The following is a 22686-nucleotide window of genomic DNA, read 5'->3' as shown; positions in this document are numbered from 1 at the left end:
TGCAATATATTCTGGGGATTCTTTTTTCTTTTCTGCCATAAGTCACAATATTAATAATTTGTTGCTTACAGACAGTGTTTATTTTACATCCTCATAAAAAATGAAAGGTGATAGAATACTAAACGTTTTTAGCTCTATCACCTGTCCTTCTATCCAACTTATGAAAAATTAATAAACTAAATCTCGTTTACTAAACCTTTATTCAATTACAAACAAACTAAGATCAACAGATTTACCAAGAAATGCATACCCTTCTGTATTAGGATGTAACCAATCTTTTGAATACTCAGGAGCCAGTCTTTCCGGATCTTCCGGATCTTGAATTGCTTTATCAAAATCAATACAAGCATCAAAATTCCCGGGAGTTCTTATCCATTCATTTACGGTTTTTCGTATTCTTTCGTGATCTTCGGTATAATAACCATGTCCTTTAAATGGCGTGATGGTAGCCCCATAAACCTTAATGTTATTTTTATGCGCATCGTCAATTATTGTCTGGTAAGCATTAATAATTGTAGAATCACCAACTCCACCACCAATATCATTGGTTCCATAAAAAATGACAATCCAATTCACTCCCGATTGTGCAAGAAGATCTTCTTTATATCTGCTTAATCCTGAAGTTGGAGATCCTCCCGAAACATATGTTCCTCCAATACCCAGATTTAATACACCAATATTTTTTGTTGTTTCATTTTTCAGTAATCTTTCAGAAAAGATATCTGTCCATTTATTTTTTAAACCGCCATGTAATCCATAGGCATCGGTTATTGAATTTCCAATTACTGCCACTGAAGCAAAAGACTCATCTGCTTTCACATCTATAGCAGAAATATGGTACCAACGTTCTACTTTTGTTGCTTCACTAAATAATACCGAAGTAGATTGATCGCCCGGTAAAATATAAGAATCGGTGCGTGAACCATAATGAAAAGTCATATCTTTTGAGGTTTCAACCTGACCATAATGTATGGTAATTGCAATACGAGCATTAGGTTCTAAAACATAATCCAATGCATCTGATGTAATTTCAGAATACGGATTCATGGTTACTGCACTATCCCCATTAAATGTCAGAAATTTTATGGATGTTGAATCAATTGTACTACCACCAGTAGAAACAGCAATATTTACTGATTTCATAGTAACCGGAGTTGAGCAGGTTCTGTTGGAAAACTTCAACTGTAATTGATTACCTCCAATAGAAACTCTTACCACCTGACGAAGTGTATTATTCTCTAAATACGGAGCTGGCGGCATGTGTTTATCTGCTGCATAAGGTGCACAAGCCCAGGTTCCAACCCATTTTTCTGATTTTGTACTTTTAGTATTGTTACAGGATACTGCTATCACCATTAAAAAAGCAGTTAGCCCAACTAGCCATTTTGTTTTCATCTTTATAAATTTTTCTTCAGCAATCATATGCCAACTTTTAATTTCGATTTATTTTTCTGATTTAAGATTTAGAATTACTATTCAACAAAAACATCAAGTTCTTTAAACTCGAAACTACCATTACTTTTATAACCTTCAACTACAAAAGAAACCTCATACAGCTTACCCATATCCATACCTAATTCTTCCCACTTCTTAAAATGTGCTGAAATATCTATTTTACCGCTGTATCTTTTATCTTTTCTGATACTAAAATATTGCTGAAAAGTAGTATTTCCCTCTATTGAAGGTTGATTTACCCTTGTATTTTCATAAATATCATATACACTTCCATTTACTTCAACAGTACCTTTAAACTTTGCGTTTTTATCCATTGAAGGAATCCATCTGCACCAATCCTCTATTATATAGTATTCTATTAAAGGATCAACAGTCCATCCATAAACTGAAAGATATGAGTTCCCTGATAAATCTGAAGGTTTATAATCGCAATTATAGGTTGCAAAAAAATGTCCTATCTCCTGATGCTCTTTTGTTTTATCATAACTCAAACCCCGGCGAGCCAGATAATTTTCAATACCACTCCACTCACCACAAAACAAGGCTCCTGCACCAATTGTCATACACGCATTTCCCTGAGCATATTGATTCCATAATTCATAGCGAAAACCATCTTTCACCCCTTCTATGATTTCCTTTTTTGAATCAATACACATTGTTTGTGCATTTAAATTAAGCGTATTTAACAGCAAAAATATGATCACCCATTTTTGGTTTGATCCAAAATAATATATTCGGTTATCGTTCATAAACATTATTCAAATAGTGCCTTTGGAATACTAATGATTACAAGTTACCACATCTATGACTGATTCAGCACAATTCTTTATACTTTAATTTCTTTTACTTTACTTTTACTTAGGTCAATTCAGTATATTTAAAATAACCCACTTGTATACTTAATGATTCCACTAATTCTTTTAAGCTCTTTGACTGATCTGATAAGCTTTCAGAAACACTGGCATTTTGCTGACTTAACTGATTTAATCCATTTATTGAACTATTAATCTGACTGGCGCCTAAAGTATTCTCATTATTTGCAGTAGTTATTTCATCCACCAACATTTTTGATTTTTGAATATCCGGTATTAAATCAGCCAATTGCTTTTCTGATTTAAATGTAGCATCAATACAAATCTTCGATAACTCATTAATTTCATTAGCCGAAGCCTGGCTTCTTTCGGCCAATTTCCTAACCTCTGCAGCAACCACAGCAAATCCTCTACCTGCCTCACCTGCTCTTGCCGACTCAACAGCTGCATTTAAAGCAAGAATATTTGTTTGAAATGCAATATCATTTATCACATCTATTTTACCTACAATTTCATTAATTGCTTTTAAACTATCCTGCGCTGCGAGCATAGCTTTATTAATTTCTTCAGATGTTTTGTTTGATATTTCTTTTACTCTTACTGAATTTTCATTATTCTGCTCCAGATTTGATAACATCTGCTCCATAGCTGACGATATTTCTTCCAATGAAGCTGCCTGTTCATTAGCTGCTACACTAATTTTTTCTGATGCAACTTCTAATTCAGAAGAGCTCCCATTTATTGTTGTGGAAGAATTTTTAATATTTATAATTGTATCTTTTAGCTTTGAAGCCGTAAGTAATAAACTCTTTGCCAAACTATTAAATTCATCTTTACGTTTTTGTATTCCTTTATCAAAGTTTATATCAAGTAAACCATTACTTAAGCTGTTTAATGCCTGCAAGTTTGCATTTACTCCACTTTTAAGATGTTTAATAAAATATAGTGAAATTGATACTGCTAACGCAATAACCAATACTATTAAAACCAATAAAAAATTATTCAGGTTTTCTTTAACCTTTTCAATATTCTTTCTGATAACCCCTCTCATGTCGGCAGGATACTGAACGGTTGTCTTCCATTGATCCCTAAGGTTGTTAACCTTGTCAAGCAGAACTTTATTCATTTCTACCCAACTTAAAAAAGAAGCACATAATACATCAATTTGCTCTGATTCCTCTGGAGATAATTTAGTTGCTACATTTCTAAGATCAGCGATAGCACTATTAACCCGGTCAATACTATTCTCGCTTCTGTTATTTTGCGTTAAGAAAGCCATAGCAGCAACATCCCTGACTTTTTGTTTTATATTATCAGAATAACTACCACTCTGCATGATTTGAACAACCGATTCAGTTATATTTTTTTTATAATGCGTATAAGTAATAATATTACGAAATTGGTTACTTCCTTCACGATCAAACTCCAACTGATTATTTACTACTTTATTATAATCAAAACTATAATATTCAGAGGGTGAATTCTTTATTGTTTTTAACATTCCGTATCCAGACATATTTGCCATTGAATATTCCTGAATAAACCATGAATTTGAACTATTTGACAACGATGATTCTGTTAAATATAGCATATTACCAATAAAAGCTTTAGCTATGCTATTCTGATAATCACTAACTCTTGTAATAGATTCTACCTCACCAGATAATTTTTCAATTGTATTTCTACTATTGAACATGGCAACAAGACTTATAACAAGAAATATTGATAATATAATGGTAATTTTTAAAGCTATATTAATTGAGACTTTCCTTTTCATATTTAAACCTTTTATTAATTCCATTAGCTATTTTTATACATGTCAAACCTCTATGCAAAAAGTGTTGTGCTGGATTCTTTTTTGTATTGAAGCATTGAATTATAAAGACGTTTTTAGCTGGTTGAAAATCATTTACTCTATATACTTATTAAAAAACTAACACATCCAAATCTTTAAATTGTGCAAAAGATTCTTCCGGCCAAATACTTAATTCATAATAACCGGATTCTTTAATTGATGTATTGGCGGTCATTATAATGTCTCCCTCCATATCCTTAAATTCTAAATGGACAATATTTATTGGATCTAAAGATTTTTTAGTACAATTAAAACCTACCTTATATGCCAAACGTGTTGCACTACCCCATGGGAATGAATAATCAGCTAAAAAAAGATCTTGTACCTCAACAGTTTCCTTTATTTCCTGTGAAAAAGGCAAATGAATGCTCTTTTTAGGAAAACGTTTAGACATTTCATCTAAAACACTTTTATGTGCCTTTGCAAATTCCTCTTTAATTTTATTCCTTAACTCCTGATCATTCTTTTGAACAGCATCAATATTGGCATTGTATAAATCCATAAGTTTATTGGATTCCTGAAGCTCGTAAAAGTTTTCAAACAAACTATTTAAAGGACCTTTCGCAAGGGTGACTTTGTTATCACCTCCTAACGAACAACTAATTGTTGCTAATAATAACATTAGCAGTAGTAAATTTTTCATAGATTTTAAATTTAGTATTCGTAATTCCCCTATGCCTTAAAAGCAAAATCCATTACTCCGCTGAAAGAGTTATTTTTGGTTCAAGATTTAATATTATTCCATATCCATTACAACAGTCATAATACTTTTTCCTTCAATTAGCATATTAAACTGCCCATTTTCTTCCTGAAGTATCACTGACTCTCTGTTTTTATTTAAAGATGTTTCATAAGATTGAGCAGTATCACTGCTTCCTAAATTATCTACAACTAATCTATATGATGAATTTCCTGTATTTAAGGCCACATAAACAACTTTATTATCTCCTTTATATGCTGTTATCTTAACATCCGAACTGGATGATGTTGCATTAATCCTTACATATCCAGGGCGTATAAATTTAGAATACTGCGACATGGCATACCCTCTCTTTAATATCTCTCCTGGCGTTGTTCCATTAAGTCCATCACCTAAGAATGAGTAAAATCTGCGAGCATACCACCATATGTATGCATTCCAGTTATAAGTCATTGCGGTATGAATCTCGTTAAGCATATCCATGGTCTCATCCCAGATAACATCCTGACCGGTTGCTTCTGTCCAATTCTCAGGATTGCCTCCACTGCCCAGATTTAATAGATGCTCTGTCATCCATAATTCTTTTCCTTTTGTTGCAACTAAAGGATAAGGTTCCAGTCCTGAACCATAGATATGGCCGCCAACAATGTCAATATTATTAACGGCATCTGCATCATTTAATATAGCATCAGTATAAGAATGCTTTGTATTAAAAGATTCTGCAGCAACAACTCTAGCTCCTGTTATTACACCTGCATAGTTTTTAACAAAATCATGCATTTCATCCACAGAGTATTCACATCCTTCATAATCCACCTCATAATCAGGTTCATTTTGGATAGAAACAACATCTACTTTAGCTCCATTGGAAGCCATATACTCTATATATTCATTGATATAATTGGCGAAATCCTGATAGTGCTCCTTTAAAAGTCTTGCACCACCATCAACACCCTTACCTCCATTGGTACTATTGTTAGTTTTCCATGCCGCTGGGGGTGACCATGGACTTGCTAAAACTGTAACTCCACGACTGTTTGCATCTTTGATAATATCAACAAGTCCTGCCCAACTATTCTTATCTGAAGGTAATCTTACTCTGAATATGGATAATCCTAAAGCATCATCACCCATTCCTAAGGCCAACTCCATTTCACTTGGATTTAGGTAACTTCCCCATATCCCATTTGCCGCACCAAATCCGGATATAGTCTGGTATATTGAATTTGTATTTAAAGAAATTTGAATGGCGTCTGCCAAAATTGATTCTTGAGAAAGTACAATGGTTTCTTTAATCGTCCCATCCAAAGAAGATAAAATAAGTTCTTGCTTATTTATGTATAAGCTACTATTTGCATTATATCTAACAGAAACAATCTGAGTTTCTTTTTCATTACTATCTGTACTTCCTCCATCAGCAGGAGAAACACTTGATATAAATTCTTTTCCTTCAATTACGTCTCCTATTGTAATTTGCCATTCTATGGACTGCGACTCAACCAATATACGGGCAATACCAGCCTGAGATGATAATTCACCACCAGGAAGACTATTTTCTACAAATGAAACAGATGCATTTTCTTTTTCATCTATCTTATCTTCACTTTTACTACAAGAATGATTTAAAAATATAACTGATATACAGATAATTTTTGAAATGAATGATTTGTACTTCCCCAACATAAGACTTGATTTTCCTTTATTAACAAAATTTGACTGTTTTAATAGTCTCAAGATAGTTGAAAAGTGTATGTCTGAATTTTAAAATTGGGTATTTAGATTACAATTTGAGACATTTTTACAAAATACTTAATCATTATATATCAATGCATTACAATTACAAACATTTAATAAGTGGATTTTTTTATACCAGGAACAAAAATTTCTCCCCTTAAGAATAGTCGGTGAATACTTACATCGTTTCAACACCTTAAATATAACTTAAACCATAACGATCAAAAGATAATTACATATAAATTAAAGGACATGTAATAATACAAAAGAGGCCGCCTTATAGAATAAGACAGCCTCTAATATATTTCGACTAAAACAAACTTACTTATTGTGCATTTAATCCATCAGCAAAACCTGCATAGGCATGTTTTCGTGTATAGCCTTCAGTCCATAAACCAATTGGCTGACCTGCCCTCCATGAAGATTCTGCCGGGCTGTCAGTAGGACTCCATGCTGTTATACCATATTGTTGACTCACTGGTATCTTTGCAAAATACTGCTCAATAACAAATTGATACAATTCAGCCTGAGCCATATAATCTTCTTCGGTAGCTTCACTTGTTTGCTTACCATCTCCCAAACCAACATCCAGCTCTGATATCTTAATAAGCTTTCCGGTAGCTGCCAGTAATTCAAACATCTCAACAATTTTTTCCTTATCAGCACCAACTGAAATATGCATTTGAGAACCAATACCATCTACCTGAGCACCTTGATCCTCTATATATTCAACATATTGAATCAACCCTTTACATTTATCAATACTCCATTCCAGATTATAATCATTTATAAAATAAATATCATCTGCATTTCCATATTGACGGGCCAGATTAAATGCTTTAACGGCATAATCCTTACCCAAATAATCCTGCCAATAAAAATGGTCCGCCGGCATATCTGTTCTGCCAACACCTGATTTTAGATTATACGGACTACCATCATCCATTGGTTCGTTAACCACATCCCATACCTTTACATAATCCTTAGTCACTTCCATCATTCCTGATATCCATGTTTCCATAGCATTTGAAATGATGGCTTCTTTTTCTTCCGGAGTTTTCTCAATAATTTGGTCACCTCCAGTATCTTCTACTAATTTTGTAACCTCAATATTATCGAAATAGTAATTGGTTGCAGTATTTCCAAGGTTAAAGGCAATGGTTCCAGCACCTACTGCTTCCGCAGTAACAGTGAACTCTTTTGTATAATTTGTCCATTCTGTAGTTGCATCTATTGTTCCAAAGAAATTCCAATGTAGGTAATTACCCGGTGTTGAATGCGCCTGAGTTCCAAATGAAGCATTAATATCCGCTTTTACTTCCATTGAAAGTTTATATTTTTCTCCTTCTTCCATTGTTGGAGAAAATGTAAAAAACAACTGACTATTCCAATCATTATCACGAACAGCATCATTAGTTACCATCAAAGCTCTTCCTGTTCCATCTGCTCCAGTTCCGTCTGCAGTAAAACTATTTGGGGCATTATCATTTGACTGATAGTTAGACGCATCATCTGTTTCAAAGTCTGCTACTGATTGCACCACCCATGATGGTTCAGAAGGTCCGCCTGATTCATTCAGCTTCTCAATTCTTATGTTATCAAAATAATAACTGGTTGCCGTATTTCCTAAATTGATTGCTAACGCACCTGTTCCATTCACATTAGGACCAACAGTGATTTCCTTAACAAAAGTTGACCATGTTGAAGATGAACTAATATTCCCAAAGAAATCCCAGTGCAGATAATTATAAGGTGTAGAATGTGCCTGAGTTCCAAAAGATGCATCATCATCAGATCGCACATCCATTGTAAGTCTGTACTTCTCACCTTCAACCATTGTTTCATCAAAGCTCACAAAAAACTGACAATCCCAATCATTTGTACGAACTTCAGCATTGGTCACTTTAATGGCACGGCCAGTACCTTCTGCTCCTTCTCCATCAGCTGTAAACTCAACAATAGCGTTCGTATTATATTCATAATTAGATTCTTCATCAGCTTCAAAATCCTGCTCTGCTATTGGCTCCCATGCAGGCCCTCCTGTTCCTGGTATAACCGTTGGTGCAATAAGCCCATTCAAATATGCTGCATTTTGATTGGCATGCCAACAAAGGGTGTGCCCGTAGATAGTAAGACCTGCAACAGCTGCATTATCCATAAACTTTGTGACTCTTGAAGTATTTAAACTCCCATCCTCCTGAACAATGGCACTATGCTTCATCTCCCAACCGGCAGTCATTTCATCAAAATTTGAAGAAATAAAATCATAGTAATATCCTGTATTATTATATGCTCCAACATCAACACCCACACCCAATTTAAAATTTGGGTTCGCATCTCTGTTCACATATGATTTTAATACATCGTACTCATTAAGGTATTCATAAGTTTGAATACTCTGAGGTTTTTCAACCTTATCATAATCAAGCAAACTATCGTCGGCACAAGAAGTAACCAACAATAAAGTTAATGCACCTGACCATATCTTATTTATATATTTCATGCGTTTATATTTTGATTATTATTTTCGCATGGAACTTGCAAATACATACCTTCTCATATTTGATTCTGAATGTATTTTGCTCGTTTCATATTTTAAATATTAAATATTCATCTTTGATTTTTGAGGAGGGTTTTAACACCAAGCTTTTGTTTTTTCTATTCACATTACAACCCATTCTCCAATCAACCTAATCAAATATTTATTCTGCGTTATACGATGGAGAAAATGTTTCTAAAGAAACCCCTCTATCACGATAAACCAGGGTATCTTTAGTTACGTACTTTTTACCTGTCATTTCAATGGTATAATCAAGGTAAATAGCACTACGATCCTTATCACCCCAACTATTCTTCTCTCCATTTACAACATATGATCCACTACCTGTAACCGTAAATCCTTCAGTGGAACTTGAAATAGTACATGCATTATTAGCATCAAAAGTTAATGTTAAAACACAGGTTTCGTTATTTCCACCAGTATTCACTACTGTAACAGGGTAATCAACGCTATGCAAGGAAGTTGATGTTAAAGAAATGACTTCATCATTCTCAACCCACTCTTCACTTCGTACAACAGTTGTTGTTTCGCCTCCTTCTGTGATCACATCCTCACCACGACGAAGATAATTTGCATCATATGGGTTAATAAACTTAACACAGTATAATACATAATTTTTAGGTAGAACATCCCAATCTGATGGATTACATTTTACGGGATTATCAACCTTTGCTTGTCCTGAAAGAATGGAATCAGCATTAACAACATCTGTCATTTCCAAAGGAATAACATAGGTATTAGCCAAAGCTTTTGGATCATCAAAAAATGCATTGGTAAGCTGTACTTCAACACCTCCCTGCATACTATTATCTAAAGAAATACTACCTCCGGCCAATGAATAATAGTTTTGTGGCATTGCTTCAACAGGTGAGCCATTGCTATACAACAAATTATTACACAATGCATCATTTACCTGAATTGATATTTCAACATCCTTATTATTTGCATAAACACCACCCATGGTAGCATATATCATACATTTATGCTCATTATCTAAGGTATTATCAACAATATCCTCTCCCAAAACAATTGTTCTTACAGGATATTGATAAGAAAAATATACCGTACTGTAATCAAAATCCGGGAAATCAACATCTTTATTGTCGCAAGAAGTAGTATATAACCCAATGAAAACAGCTGCTATTATTAATAAAACTCTAAATTGTCTCATCTTCTCAATTTTTAATTTAAAAAACATAAAATTACCAGCCGGCATTCTGCTCCAACGCACTCCATTTTAGCGTTTCATTATATGGAATAGGACCGTGATACATATATTCTTTATAATCTCTATCTTCCACATCAATTGGAGTAAAAGTAAATGCACCATCTACTTTACTTATCTGAACTCCGGTAGCTGTTTCATTTAATTTATCCAGACTTACATTCCAACGACGTAAATCCCAGAACCGATGATTTTCGAAGCAAAGTTCTATTCTTCGTTCATTACGAATTAATTCTCGCATTAATGCCTTATCGCCTACAACTGATTGTAAATAGGCATCTTCGGCATCAATACCTGCTCGCTCTCTAATAGCCTTAATGATATCGTATGCAGAATAGGCATTTCCTCCGGTTCCTGTTGGTCCCCAGGCTTCATTTGCAGCTTCTGCATAATCCAAAAATATCTCTGTATACCTGATACGAGCTGTATAATGATTTTGTCGGTTATTTACACTTGGGTTCGGATTACAATCTGATCTCAAAAGTTTTCTTAAATAATAACCTGTACGAGTTGAATAACCATTGTCTTTATTTATTCCATCTGAATTATCACTATAGGTTCCGGTAATAACAACTGCATCCAATGGTCCTTGAGTGCTTTCATTTACTACAACATATTGTTGTAATCGAGGATCTCTGTTCTCATAAGGATTTGCAGCATCAAAATTGCTATTCACATCACTTATTGGATAACCATTTAACATTGGAAAAGCATCTACTAAATTTTGGGTTGGATTAATTCGTCCGCTACCGTATAACGATGGAGGAAAGTTATCACTTTCTAAATCATTATTTAAAGACATATTACCTCTCCAAAGCACTTCTGCTGGTGTAACTCCGGCGCCTAAATTATCAATGTCATCATTGGTATACCAGGTCCCTCCAGTCATATCTAATCCACTGGGTCCTCCAATATGATTTAATACTGTGGCGGCATGATTGGCTGCATCTTCATACGTTACATTAGTTCCATTTTGATATGCAGGACTTGCTGCTAATAAGGCAACCTGAGCTTTAATAGCCTGAGCAATACGTCCGCTTACTCTACCTTTTGCACTATTTCCATTGGCTCTGTTATAATCACCTGCATTAGTTACCCCCAGTGATGCATATTTAGAAGGTATTTCTGAATCAGCAATATCACCATAGTCTAATGGCAAAAGTGAAATAGCCATATCCAAATCAGCAAATATCTGATCTATACAATCCTGAAAAGTATCTCTTGGTTTATTTAAGTCCGACTCCACACTTTCTGACTCTGTTCTGATTGTAGTTCCCAATAATCTTCCATCCTCAGTCCAACCTCCATGAGCTAACAATAAATAATACATATTTAAAGCTCGTAATGCGTACGCTTCTCCTTTGTATCTATCATTAAACATGGTGTTTACTAATTCTTTCTGACTCCATACAACTCCATCCGTTCTTTCCAGAAACAAATTAATATATTGAATGGCATTTTGTCTGTTATCCCATTGTGATAATGGATTATCATCAGCACTCCATGAACCTGTAGCCATTTCAAGATAATTATCACTAATGTCATTGGTAACAGCATTATCCGTAGCCACTTCATTATTTGGACCTGAAGAATATGGCAACAAAATATAAGCATTTGCCAATACTCCTGTAGCGAAAGTTGGTTCTTTATACATTGCATCTATATCGCGAATGTTCTCCAATGCCGGATCCAGCATATCATCACAAGATGCCAACACTAACATAAGAACCAATAATTTAAAAATATTTTTCATAACTAATTTTTTAATTACTGCTTATTCTTTAGAATACTGCCTTTATACCCAGATTAAAGAAACGTGTTTGAGGCGCCTGTCCTACATTCATTTCAAGAATTTCACGTTCTTTAGACAGTGTTAATAAGTTAGAACCACTTACATAAGCTGAAAAATCCTTAAATATAAAGTTGCTTAATAAGCTTTTGGGTATATCATAGGTAATCTGAACTTTAGCCAGATTAAAACGATCTGTTTTATACAACCAGAAATCAGAGTTACGGAAATTATTTGTTCCTGATTCTGTTGTTAATCGAGGGAAAGTTGCTGATGATGCAGTAGCTTCTGTCCATCTGTCTCTTACAACTTCTGAATACTTATCATTACCGGAAATCCAATAATAAGAACTGTTTTTCATGGCATAAGCACCAAAACGACCAGTACCCAATGCAAATAGGGAAAGATTCTTCCACTTTAAAGTTAAATTAACACCTGCTGTAAATGGCGCTCCTGACCATCCTGCTTTTGCAAGATAAACCTGATCCTGAGTATCAATAATTCCGTCTCCATTCTGATCCTTGTATTTGATATCTCCAGGTTTTACATTTCCACCAAAGTTTTGTTCCGGCGAACTTGCTATATCCTCTTCACTCTGAAATAATCCAAGATTTTCTAATCCCCAGATACCATCAACGGCCTTACCTTCACCATTTTGATAATCCCACTCATTGCGCTCATCACGTTGAGTTGCCTCTGTAGTATAATAAGTTCCTAATAAACCTAAGGACAGATCCACATCTCCAAATTTCTTATTTACATTAATAGCAAAATCAAATCCGGTACGTTTATCATTATTATAATTAACATAGTAAGGGCTAAACGAGGCGTCTGGATAATTGGTAGAGAAATAACTTGGAAACATATATTGAGGCCCTTCAACGATCCCTCCTTCTCTAGTATTCGTAAAATATGAAGCATTTACGTCAATCTGATTATCCATCAGAGAAGCTGCAAGATTTACAGATAATTCTTTGCTCTTAACGAAGTCCAGCACTTCATTAGGCCCTCTTTTGGAAACAGTAGCCCTTTCAGATATACCATCTTGCCAACCCCACCATATTTCCTGATCATCACTAGTTTGAGCAAAATTAGCGGTATATTGATAATACTCATCAATATCAAGGTCAGAGTGAATTATGCTTCCAGAAACACTAAGCTTCATATCATCTATAAAAGATAAATTAGACATAAAATCTTCTTCACTAATTCGCCATGCTACAGAGGCTGAAGGTGATAAAGCATTTCTATTATCATCTGGTAGTTTTGCAGAATGAATTAAAGAAGCTCCCAGATCTAAGTAATACTTTTTATTAAAGTTATATCCAAACTGTAAACCTAAATTAGAGTTACTATTGGCATGATATTCTGTAGATTGTTTTCTTTGCCATCCTGTTAATACAAGCATTGAAGAAAAATGATGCAGATCATTTAAAGATTTTTCATACTCAAACCAACCTGAAAACAAATAAGTTTGTCTACTTGAACTTCCTGACACAACTTGTACTCCGGACTTTTCATCATTACCATGCTTTTGAGTTAATGATACATTATCCATTCCATTATAATTATTCCAATTTGCCGTATAGGTCGCATAATTATTATTATAAGATGTATTATACGAGGTTGAGTAATCCACTGCAAATTGAGTGTGAAAAGATAATCCACTTAATACTTTTCTCAGGTCGAAATCAACTCCTGTATCAAATTGAAATTGTCTGCTTGTAAACTTACTTTTTCCTGCAGCATAATAATCAGCAAATACGTTTGTTTGATCAGCAGTAGTACCTGATAAAAAGTATTTACCATTAATTATTTTTCCACCATCTAAATAATTCAGTGAACTCAAATCATTAGCTCCAATGTAAGAAATAGGTATTAATGGAGTAATACGATTAGGTCGCAATGTTTCAGCATAGCTCCAATAATCATCACCATTATCACTATCTGTAACATTGGGGCTCTGTGAATTATAAAAGGTAGCGTTTGCGTTTACGTAGGCCTTTACAAACTCGTTTATCTTAAGATCAACATTTCCCCGAACATTTAGGCGGTTGGTGTTATTGTTTTTACCTTCGCCAAAGTTCAGCAAATCACCTTGAGAAAAATACCCGATATTAGAATAAAACTGAGCTTTATCGTTACCTCCGGTTATTTCAGTGGTAACATCTGTTCTATTATACGCTTTTTTTAGATAATCAGACGAGTAAAAATCAACGTTTGAATATCTATAAGGATTCATGCCTGATCCGTAATTATAGAAATCTTCATTTGTATACATTGCATCCAAACCATCATTTGCTAACGCTTCATTATATAGTGTCATATATTCAGCTGAACCCAAATATTTAGGAAAGCTTTTGGCTACATGCCATCCGGTATTTGCTCTTACCGAAACATTAAGATCTCCGGTCTTACCTCTTTTAGTGGTAATATAAATAACACCATTGGCTGCTCTACTACCATATAATAAAACAGCAGACGCTCCTTTTAAAAAGGAAATTTGATCAATTTCTGTAGGCAATACATTGTTGGCATCACGAGGTATTCCATCAACCAATACCAGATAGTCGCCCATACCCCATAAGGAATTACCGGTAAAACCACCAGCAAAGCCCTGCATATTATCAAGACTATAAGTACTGTAATTTACTTTCGTTAGTTTTTCCAAATCAACAACAGAAACACCTCCTAACAGGTCACTTTTTGCAACCTTTTTAAAGGCCACCTGAAATTGTGGGTCGTTTGCTTTTATTAACGAATCAGGTTCATTTTCTACAATATTCTGGGCTTTAACTATAGAAACAGAAAGCAAAACAGACAATGCCAGAAAAATGAATCTTATATGTATATATTTCATTTCTTATTCATTTAAATTCATAAAATCTTAACTAAGATTGAATTACCATCCTGGATTTTGATTAAACTCAGGATAGATTGAAACATCTGAGATTTTTAAGGGTAACCAATAATGCTTAACTCCAAACTCCCGGGTTAAAATGATTTCCTCGCGAAAATTTCTTACCTCAGCATCTTTACAATCATTTTCAGCATACCAATCAGATGCTTCTACACGGTCAAATTCCTGAGCTGTTTTAATATTATACGGATATTCGGTTAGCAATAACCAACGCTGTAAATCATTAAAACGGAATCCTTCACCAGCCAGCTCCACCGCTCTTTCTCTTCTCACTTCATCAATAAACCTGATATTGTCGGCAGTATAACTTGCATCAACATGTCCGGCACCACAACGATCTCTTAAGGTGTTAATTGCCTGCTCTGCAGTTAACTCATAAGTGGATGATGAAGCTGTTGCTCCTCCAACCGCCCCACAAGCTTCTGCATACATTAAATAAACATCAGCCAAACGTATATAAGGAATGTAAACCTGAATACCTGCTCCCCACGAATAATCCTGATCATACTTATTACAGGTATGTGGCGCAAATTTTTGCATAAAGTATCCTGTTCTACTTCCTAAGGTTTTATCTCGCATCATACCATCCGAATACAAAGAACAATACCTTAATACTTCGTCCTCACTACTCATAGATCCATTAACATACTTGAATCCGTCAACAATAATATCATGATAAAAACGAGGATCTCTGTTTTGGAAAGGATGACTTGGATCAAAACCTGAATTAGGATCATCCAGAGGTAAACCATTAGCCATTCCATAATAATTTACATAGTTGGCTGTAGGTTGATGTATAATTTTATCATCCGGAATGAGGTCATTAACTTTAGGACCCCATGTTTTTAGAAACTGCCATCCTGATCCATCCTGTGTATTTGCTGGTCCTCTGAAAATAGCTTCCTTAGCTCCGGGCATTCTAAAACTCTGACCTTTTGTGTAGAATATCTCCGTATAAAAGTCCTCAGCATCACTTTCATGATTATAGATATCTGTAAACTCAAATTTTGCTAATTCGTATTGCGTTTGTCCACTCTCAACAAGCTCTAATAACTGACCCAATGCATCTGCTGCTTTGGCACAATAGGTTACATCGTAATTATGGGCATTTGCACCTCCTGTTTGCGCTCCATTTTTCATCAAAGGACTACCAGCCCACAGATATGTTTTTCCCAAATAACCCAACGCCATTATCTTATTGATACGAAATTCATTGTGGCCTCCTGTATTATTTGCTCCAACAGAAGTATTATCCCAATCTATTGGTAATAAGGATGCGGCCATCTCAAAATCTGCCGCAGCTTTATCTGCACATTCCTGAAAAGTCAAACGTGGCATTCGTAAAGTTTCACTTGCTGACAAAGCTCTATCAATATAAGGCAATCCACCAAACCATTGTATCATTTCAAAATGAAACCATGCGCGGAAAAAATACAACTGACCTCTAATAAGATCACGTTCTTCATCCGTTGCCTGTGTTAACAAATCCATGTTTTCCAAACCCAGATTGGCTTTTCGGATACAATACCATGCGTCAGTCCACAATCTATGATTGAATCGATCTCCGGATGTAGGATCTGATCTGTCGGCATCAAGCCAGCTATGAGCACTATTTTGCCAGGACCAGAAATTTCCCAAATCAAATTGATACCCTAACATATTACTGGCATCAGAATTAATGTTGAATATTTCACCTTCACCCCAATTGTATGATGGTACCCAATAATAATTTTCCTTATTAGGTATACAATTGTACATTTCTTCAATAAAACCTTGAAAGTTTTTAAAATTTCTAAAAGCTACCTCTTCTGAAACAATTGATTCCGGGTCCCGATCCAGATAATCTTCACAGCTGTACAATCCTATAACCAGAAAAAGAACAGCGCTACACAGAAGAGTTTTATATATATTTCTCATTGTATTATCTTTTATAATGTAAACCTAACTCCTAAACAATAACGTTTCATCGTTGGATAAGCTCCCTGATTTCCACTTCCTGCAAAATTTGATTCACGGTCATCAGGCATATCAGACTTAACCCACAAATTATTTCCGTTGATATAAATTTTCATACTGGTTAAACCGATCTTTCTCAGCTTTTGGCGACTTATTGAATAAGCTATTTCAGCATTTTTCAATCGGATATAAGATCCGTCGTATAAATACTGAGTACCTTGATCATACTGACTATTTGGGGTAGTCATATAACGAGGAACCGTTACATCTCCGTTCATATTATCTTTTGACCACCAGCTACCCATATCGTAAACTGTATTTAAACTACCACCAAAGCTTGTTAATGGCACTGAACGGGATACATTATTTACACCATAGAACTGAACAAAAGCACTAAAACCTTTCCACTCAAAGCCTAATGTTGCATTATATGTGTTTAATGGAATATTTGAGAATCCGTAAGGAACTCTGTCATTTGAATCAATAATACCATCCCCGTTAAAGTCTATGATAAAATAATCTCCCGGCAACCTTTGATTATCTGTAGCATTATATTGTGGACTACCATATAATTGATCATAATTATTGATATATCCATTATCCACATACAATCTTGACTGGCCGATGCTATACCCGGCTAGTTTTTGATAATCGGGAAGAAGCTCCGGATCATCTCTTTCAATAATTTCATTTTCGGCGTGTGTCATATTCATATTAGCCCACAACCTCAAACCATTACTTAAAACCTTATTGATTCTTAACTCAAATTCATATCCTTTTGTATGAACCTCTCCAAAATTTGCAGTTGGTGGAGCAGCTCCAAAATAAACAGGAACAGCACGGTCACTTCCATTAATTAAAATATCAGAACGTTTATCCTGAAAATATTCAAAATTACCGGCAAATAATCCTTCCAGAAATGCGTAATCAACACCTATATTGATCTTTTTCACGGTTTCCCATGAAACATCTGGATTACCTATACCAACTTCGCGATACCATGAATAAGGACTGGAATTTCGTTGAACATCCATAGCTGTTGATCGATTTTCATCATAGGCCCATTCACTCATGTATAAAAAGCGATTGCCTCGACCTAAATCATCACCAATTTCTCCATAGGAAGCTCTTAGTTTTAGCATATCCAAAAAGTTAATACCTTTCATAAAGGATTCTTCTGATATCATCCAACCAATAGCCCCGGAATTAAAGAATCCGAAACGATAATCAGCACCAAATTTTTCTGAACCATTATACGCTCCATTATATTCTAAAAAATATTTAGAAGCAAAATCATAAGTGGCTCTAAATACCCAATCTTCACGATAAATAGGAATCATATTACCAATGGCTCTCTCTTTGCGACCAAAAAGTCCCATTGCTGTCAGATGATGATTCCCAAAATCTCTCCCCCAGTTTATTTGCGCCTGATAATCAATATTTCGGGTTGTTTTACCTTCGTCAACTTCTCCCCCGTTGGTAGTCCATTTAACACCTTCTGCAAAATCAAAATTGTTATTCGCATCAAAAGCTGATTCATAGGTAACTACACCGGTTAATGGATCTATATATTTTCTTTGTGGATCATTATATTGATCCTGTACACCTCGTCTCCATTCCACAAAATTATTATCCCACGAAACAGTACCTCTTACACTAAGACCCTTGGTTATAAAATCAAGTTTTTGTTCAAGCACAAAGTCTGTATTAATTCGTGTAGTTGTAGTGGTCATGGCACCTCCTAAAGCTATTTTTTCTGCAGAGTTACTCACATTTGAAACAGCCGGATAATATCCCCATGATCCATCATCATATTTAGGTAAATATACATCTGGTGCAATACGATAAGCTCCTGCCCATTGCTGAGCAACAGACCAATCTGAGGAAGCACTTTCATTCCATGGCGATTTTTTAAATGCGGTAGAACCGGATAAGTTAACTTTCAATATGGTAGATTTTGTGATTTGAAAGTCAAGATTACTGCGAACGTTTAAACGATCATAACCATAACCACCATCATATCCTCTTCCGCTTTCGTACAGCTTAAACAAATCACCTTCATGAGCATAATCAGCAGCAGCAAAATACTTAACAAACTTTGTACCTCCTGATATATTTAAGTTTGCGTTATATGCCATAGCATAATCTTTGAACAAAGCATCCTGCCAATCCACATTAGGATATCTTTCTCTTTGTTCCTGTGTGGTTTGATTACGATACATGTCAATAAATTCCTGAGATCTAACAAAATCCCACGCATCAGGATTTAAACCTAATTCGTGTTCTATTGCTACATTTCTTGCACGTAAGGCATCATAAGCATCAAGCTTATTAGGTAATTTAGAAGGTACTTTCATTGTAGAGCTAGCCGATACACTAATTTTGGCACTTCCCTCTTTACCTCGTTTGGTTGTAATCAGTATTACTCCGTTGGCACCCTGCACACCAAATACAGCTGTTGCTGAGGCATCTTTTAAAACTGAGATAGACTCTACCGAAGAAACATCAACAGAACCCATTGGTCGCTGAATTCCATCCACTAAAACAAGTGGTTCACTACCATTCCATGAACTTGCTGAACGAATAATAATCTGAGGTTCTTCTTCTCCCGGCAAACCAGAACTGGCCATTGTTGTAACACCTGGAAGATTACCTGTTAAGGCCGCACCCACATTACTAACCCCAGCAGAACGCTCAAGCACTTCTCCTGTTGTTTGAGTAATTGCACCAACTACACTTTCCTTTTTCTGTTGTCCATACCCAACAACAATAACATCATCTAATAGCTCTGTTTCTGAAACCAGAACAATATTAAAAGTTGTTTTACCTGCCAGCTCAATTTTTTGAGTTTGCATTCCTATAAAGGAAACAGACAAAATAGTAGCATCATCAGGAATATTTAATGAAAACTCTCCATTAAAATCAGTAATAATACCATTCGTAGTTCCTTCTACAACTACTGTTGCTCCAATAACAGGTTCATCTTGCTCATCTAAAACAACACCGCTTATTGTTCTTGTGCCCTGAGCGAAGGCAGAAGAAGCAAGCATCACAAAAGCCATCAGTAAAATAACTTTTGTCATCATTATCCTGGTTATATGAAAACAGGATATTTTTTTGCTTAATAAAATATTAGGATTTCTCATTTTATTCTCAATAATTAAAATATCATATGAGTATTTCACTCAGTTAGAAATGTTATTAACTGTCCCATTATGAAAACATTTACTTTCATGATAGGCTTTTGTGAGAATGTAAATGAGAAGTTTACTATGTTGTAAACTCCTAACCGTAGACTTTCTAATCATAAATTCACTTTTTTAATTAATATTTAACATTTAATTCTGTAAAACACCTATTCCTGATTCCGGAATAGATGTTCTATTATAAATTCTTAGTAATCTTTACTTGAAGCATACAGACCTATGGTAGTACCGGTAAATCCATAGGATTGAGCTGTGGATAAGTAGTATGCATCTATATTGGACGCGAGCATATTCCATTCTTCATCAATAGCATATTGAAAACTAAACGCCTTTCCACTTGAGGTAACTTTTAACTTTACAGGATTAAGAGATTTTGTAATAACCCTGGACGACAGAACTGCTGCTCCCTCTGCACCAATTCTTGTTACACTAAGCAAACTTGAATCTTGTGTTAATTCCTGAAGTGCCAATAAATACTGGTGGGATTCATCTTTATATAATAATATCCCGGCCTTATCAGATTTTGAGGTTGAGTGGAGAAATAAACTGGTTTCACATTCAAATTTATGGTGTTGCAAACGGCGACAAACAAATGCAGATGGTATCGCTTCATTGGATGAAACTTCAGCACATTTTAAAGATAAATAACCCGCATTCTCCGATAATGAATATAGAGCCGATGCATCTCCATGAATATTCATCCATTGCATACCTAACGCTGAGGAAGTAAAGTCATCTTTTAATTCAAAGTTCCCAAAGATTTTTAAAGAATCATCTCTTTTAACTCCTTCCATTTGAATCATTCGGGGAATAACTTCATCATCCTTTGTCATATAAGGAAACCCTTTTTCGTTCCAGCGAACAGGCATAAAGAATGTTTCACGTCCAAGATTTTCAAATTTATTGTCAATAGGACGACAAGCCAGAAAGAAGGACCACCACTGACCATCATTTTTTTGAACCAAGTCAGCATGCCCGGCACACGTAATTGGAATAGGTCTGTCGTTAGGCAACTGACGCTGGGTTAGAATAGGGTTCATAACTGCAGGCTTAAAGGGTCCAGTTGGAGTATCAGACTTAAATATTACTTCTCTGTGATCAACTGAAGTGCCCCCCTCTGCACACATTAAATAATATTTACCATTGATTTTATACAAATGAGGTCCTTCAATCCATATCGGTTTTTCATCCAGATTAACGCCTCCATTAACAATCATCTTACTTGAACCCACCGTAACATCATTATCCACATCAAACTCAATAAGCCTGATAGCACGATGCCCCTGATAAGTTGAACCTCCATCCGGCTCATCATTATTTACGATATAGGCTTTACCATCACAATCAAAAAAGAATGATGGATCAATTCCATGCACTTCTGGTAACCAAATTGGATCAGACCATGAGCCCTGAGGATCTTTAGTTTTTACAAAGAAATTTCCTTTACCAACATTAGTCGTAATCATATACCATGTTTGGTTATTGGGATTATAACTAATAGCCGGAGCAAAAATACCTCCACTGGTTCGTTGGCCCTCCAGAGGTAGTTGTTCTGGTCGATCGAGAACATGCCCTACTTGTTTCCAGTTGACCAAATCCTTACTATGAAAAATAGGTACACCGGGAAAATAGGCAAAAGTAGAAGTCACCATATAATAATCCTCTCCGTTGGAACCTACACTAGGATCTGAGTACCAACCCGGAAGTATTGGATTATAATAGTAGTCATCACCTGGCAATGGATTTTCCTTATAAAAATCATCATCACCCTTGTATGTAAAATAATCGAAATGAGCAGTTAGATTCTCTGATTTAAGTTCTGGAAGTGTTTTACCAGAGTTTGAATTACAAGATGTTTGTAATAGGAATATCCCTATAATAAAAATGAAAGATATTATTGAACAGAGCTTTAGATTTTTTCTCATCATTAAGTTTTTTTTTGTTTGAGGGTTAGCATATAACTTTATTTGTTACATGAGATTTTTCACAAACGAAAATAGAAACTTGTACTCTGGTCGACTTTTAATTTTAGATATTTGATTTTAAATATTAGATACTTATGCTATAAGTTTAATTTACTGCTTAATACCAGGCAAAACACGCATAAAACAATAAAATTAACTTCTATTTTTATATATTTTATTCTATTCGTTACATAAATGTTACCAATAGACAAGCTTGCCAAATCTAATTGTGAATACCGATATCGATGATTAAAAAGAGATTGTTATTTGGGGTATAAAAAGAAGCTTGAATCATAACTTAATTGACTAAAACAATAAGCTATGATTCAACAATATTTGCCCAGAAAGTTACAGTTACTTTACTGATCTATCCAGATCGTTCAAAGTAATAACCTGAGTTCGATTAAAATTTAAAAATTCAGATTGTCATAAAATACTGATATATAAGGCAAATTTTGCAGGGTTAGCGAGCTAACTCGAAGAATTTAACGCAGTAGATTAGTATTTTAG

The 22686-nt window shown here is 35.0% G+C and carries 12 protein-coding genes; all 12 read right to left on the bottom strand.

Annotation, left to right across the window (positions count from 1 at the left end; all coding sequences use genetic code 11):
• Positions 1-198: 198 nt before the first annotated feature.
• The 12 genes from OM075_RS21220 to OM075_RS21165 all read right to left on the bottom strand — a co-directional run bounded on the left by OM075_RS21220 (position 199) and on the right by OM075_RS21165 (position 22140).
• Positions 199-1395 (bottom strand): SGNH/GDSL hydrolase family protein, encoded by a 1197-nt coding sequence (locus tag OM075_RS21220; RefSeq protein ID WP_301192561.1) that lies wholly within the window; start codon positions 1393-1395, stop codon positions 199-201.
• A 77-nt stretch (positions 1396-1472) separates the two neighbouring features.
• A complete protein-coding gene (locus OM075_RS21215) occupies positions 1473-2204 on the bottom strand; it encodes a glycoside hydrolase family 11 protein (RefSeq protein ID WP_301192560.1) in 732 nt (243 codons plus the stop codon).
• Positions 2205-2313: 109 nt separating this feature from the next.
• Positions 2314-4044 carry a methyl-accepting chemotaxis protein gene (locus OM075_RS21210; RefSeq protein WP_301192559.1) on the bottom strand — a complete coding sequence of 577 codons (1731 nt, stop codon included), beginning with the start codon at positions 4042-4044 and terminating at the stop codon, positions 2314-2316.
• Positions 4045-4192: 148 nt separating this feature from the next.
• Positions 4193-4765, bottom strand: a complete 573-nt coding sequence (locus OM075_RS21205) for a hypothetical protein (protein ID WP_301192558.1) — start codon at positions 4763-4765, stop codon at positions 4193-4195.
• 93 nt (positions 4766-4858) lie between these two features.
• Positions 4859-6505 (bottom strand): glycoside hydrolase, encoded by a 1647-nt coding sequence (locus tag OM075_RS21200; protein ID WP_301192557.1) that lies wholly within the window; start codon positions 6503-6505, stop codon positions 4859-4861.
• Positions 6506-6881: 376 nt separating this feature from the next.
• Positions 6882-9059: an endo-1,4-beta-xylanase gene (locus OM075_RS21195; protein ID WP_301192556.1), complete on the bottom strand. Its 2178-nt coding sequence runs from the start codon at positions 9057-9059 to the stop codon at positions 6882-6884.
• Between the two features lie 199 nt (positions 9060-9258).
• Positions 9259-10287, bottom strand: a complete 1029-nt coding sequence (locus OM075_RS21190; protein ID WP_301192555.1) for a DUF5627 domain-containing protein — start codon at positions 10285-10287, stop codon at positions 9259-9261.
• A 31-nt stretch (positions 10288-10318) separates the two neighbouring features.
• A complete protein-coding gene (locus OM075_RS21185; RefSeq protein WP_301192554.1) occupies positions 10319-12094 on the bottom strand; it encodes a RagB/SusD family nutrient uptake outer membrane protein in 1776 nt (591 codons plus the stop codon).
• Between the two features lie 28 nt (positions 12095-12122).
• Positions 12123-14990, bottom strand: a complete 2868-nt coding sequence (locus OM075_RS21180; RefSeq protein ID WP_301192553.1) for a SusC/RagA family TonB-linked outer membrane protein — start codon at positions 14988-14990, stop codon at positions 12123-12125.
• Positions 14991-15032: 42 nt separating this feature from the next.
• Positions 15033-16967, bottom strand: a complete 1935-nt coding sequence (locus OM075_RS21175; protein ID WP_301192552.1) for a RagB/SusD family nutrient uptake outer membrane protein — start codon at positions 16965-16967, stop codon at positions 15033-15035.
• 11 nt (positions 16968-16978) lie between these two features.
• A complete protein-coding gene (locus OM075_RS21170; protein ID WP_301192551.1) occupies positions 16979-20089 on the bottom strand; it encodes a SusC/RagA family TonB-linked outer membrane protein in 3111 nt (1036 codons plus the stop codon).
• Positions 20090-20400: 311 nt separating this feature from the next.
• On the bottom strand, positions 20401-22140 hold the full coding sequence (locus OM075_RS21165) for a glycoside hydrolase family 43 protein (protein ID WP_301192550.1): 1740 nt from the start codon (positions 22138-22140) through the stop codon (positions 20401-20403).
• Positions 22141-22686: the final 546 nt, after the last annotated feature.

Origin of the sequence: Plebeiibacterium sediminum (assembly GCF_026013605.1) — a bacterium.
Taxonomy (GTDB): domain Bacteria; phylum Bacteroidota; class Bacteroidia; order Bacteroidales; family Marinilabiliaceae; genus Saccharicrinis; species Saccharicrinis sediminus.
This window is presented reverse-complemented; position numbering and strand designations above follow the sequence as displayed.

Excerpts from the sequence above, each read along its gene's own strand:
- OM075_RS21205 (WP_301192558.1), bottom strand. The coding sequence starts at position 4,765 with ATGAAAAATTTACTACTGCTAATGTTATTATTAGCAACAATTAGTTGT.
- OM075_RS21195 (WP_301192556.1), bottom strand. The coding sequence starts at position 9,059 with ATGAAATATATAAATAAGATATGGTCAGGTGCATTAACTTTATTGTTG.
- OM075_RS21185 (WP_301192554.1), bottom strand. The coding sequence starts at position 12,094 with ATGAAAAATATTTTTAAATTATTGGTTCTTATGTTAGTGTTGGCATCT.
- OM075_RS21215 (WP_301192560.1), bottom strand. The coding sequence starts at position 2,204 with ATGAACGATAACCGAATATATTATTTTGGATCAAACCAAAAATGGGTG.
- OM075_RS21200 (WP_301192557.1), bottom strand. The coding sequence starts at position 6,505 with ATGTTGGGGAAGTACAAATCATTCATTTCAAAAATTATCTGTATATCA.
- OM075_RS21165 (WP_301192550.1), bottom strand. The coding sequence starts at position 22,140 with ATGATGAGAAAAAATCTAAAGCTCTGTTCAATAATATCTTTCATTTTT.
- OM075_RS21180 (WP_301192553.1), bottom strand. The coding sequence starts at position 14,990 with ATGAAATATATACATATAAGATTCATTTTTCTGGCATTGTCTGTTTTG.
- OM075_RS21175 (WP_301192552.1), bottom strand. The coding sequence starts at position 16,967 with ATGAGAAATATATATAAAACTCTTCTGTGTAGCGCTGTTCTTTTTCTG.
- OM075_RS21210 (WP_301192559.1), bottom strand. The coding sequence starts at position 4,044 with ATGAAAAGGAAAGTCTCAATTAATATAGCTTTAAAAATTACCATTATA.
- OM075_RS21190 (WP_301192555.1), bottom strand. The coding sequence starts at position 10,287 with ATGAGACAATTTAGAGTTTTATTAATAATAGCAGCTGTTTTCATTGGG.
- OM075_RS21170 (WP_301192551.1), bottom strand. The coding sequence starts at position 20,089 with ATGACAAAAGTTATTTTACTGATGGCTTTTGTGATGCTTGCTTCTTCT.
- OM075_RS21220 (WP_301192561.1), bottom strand. The coding sequence starts at position 1,395 with ATGAAAACAAAATGGCTAGTTGGGCTAACTGCTTTTTTAATGGTGATA.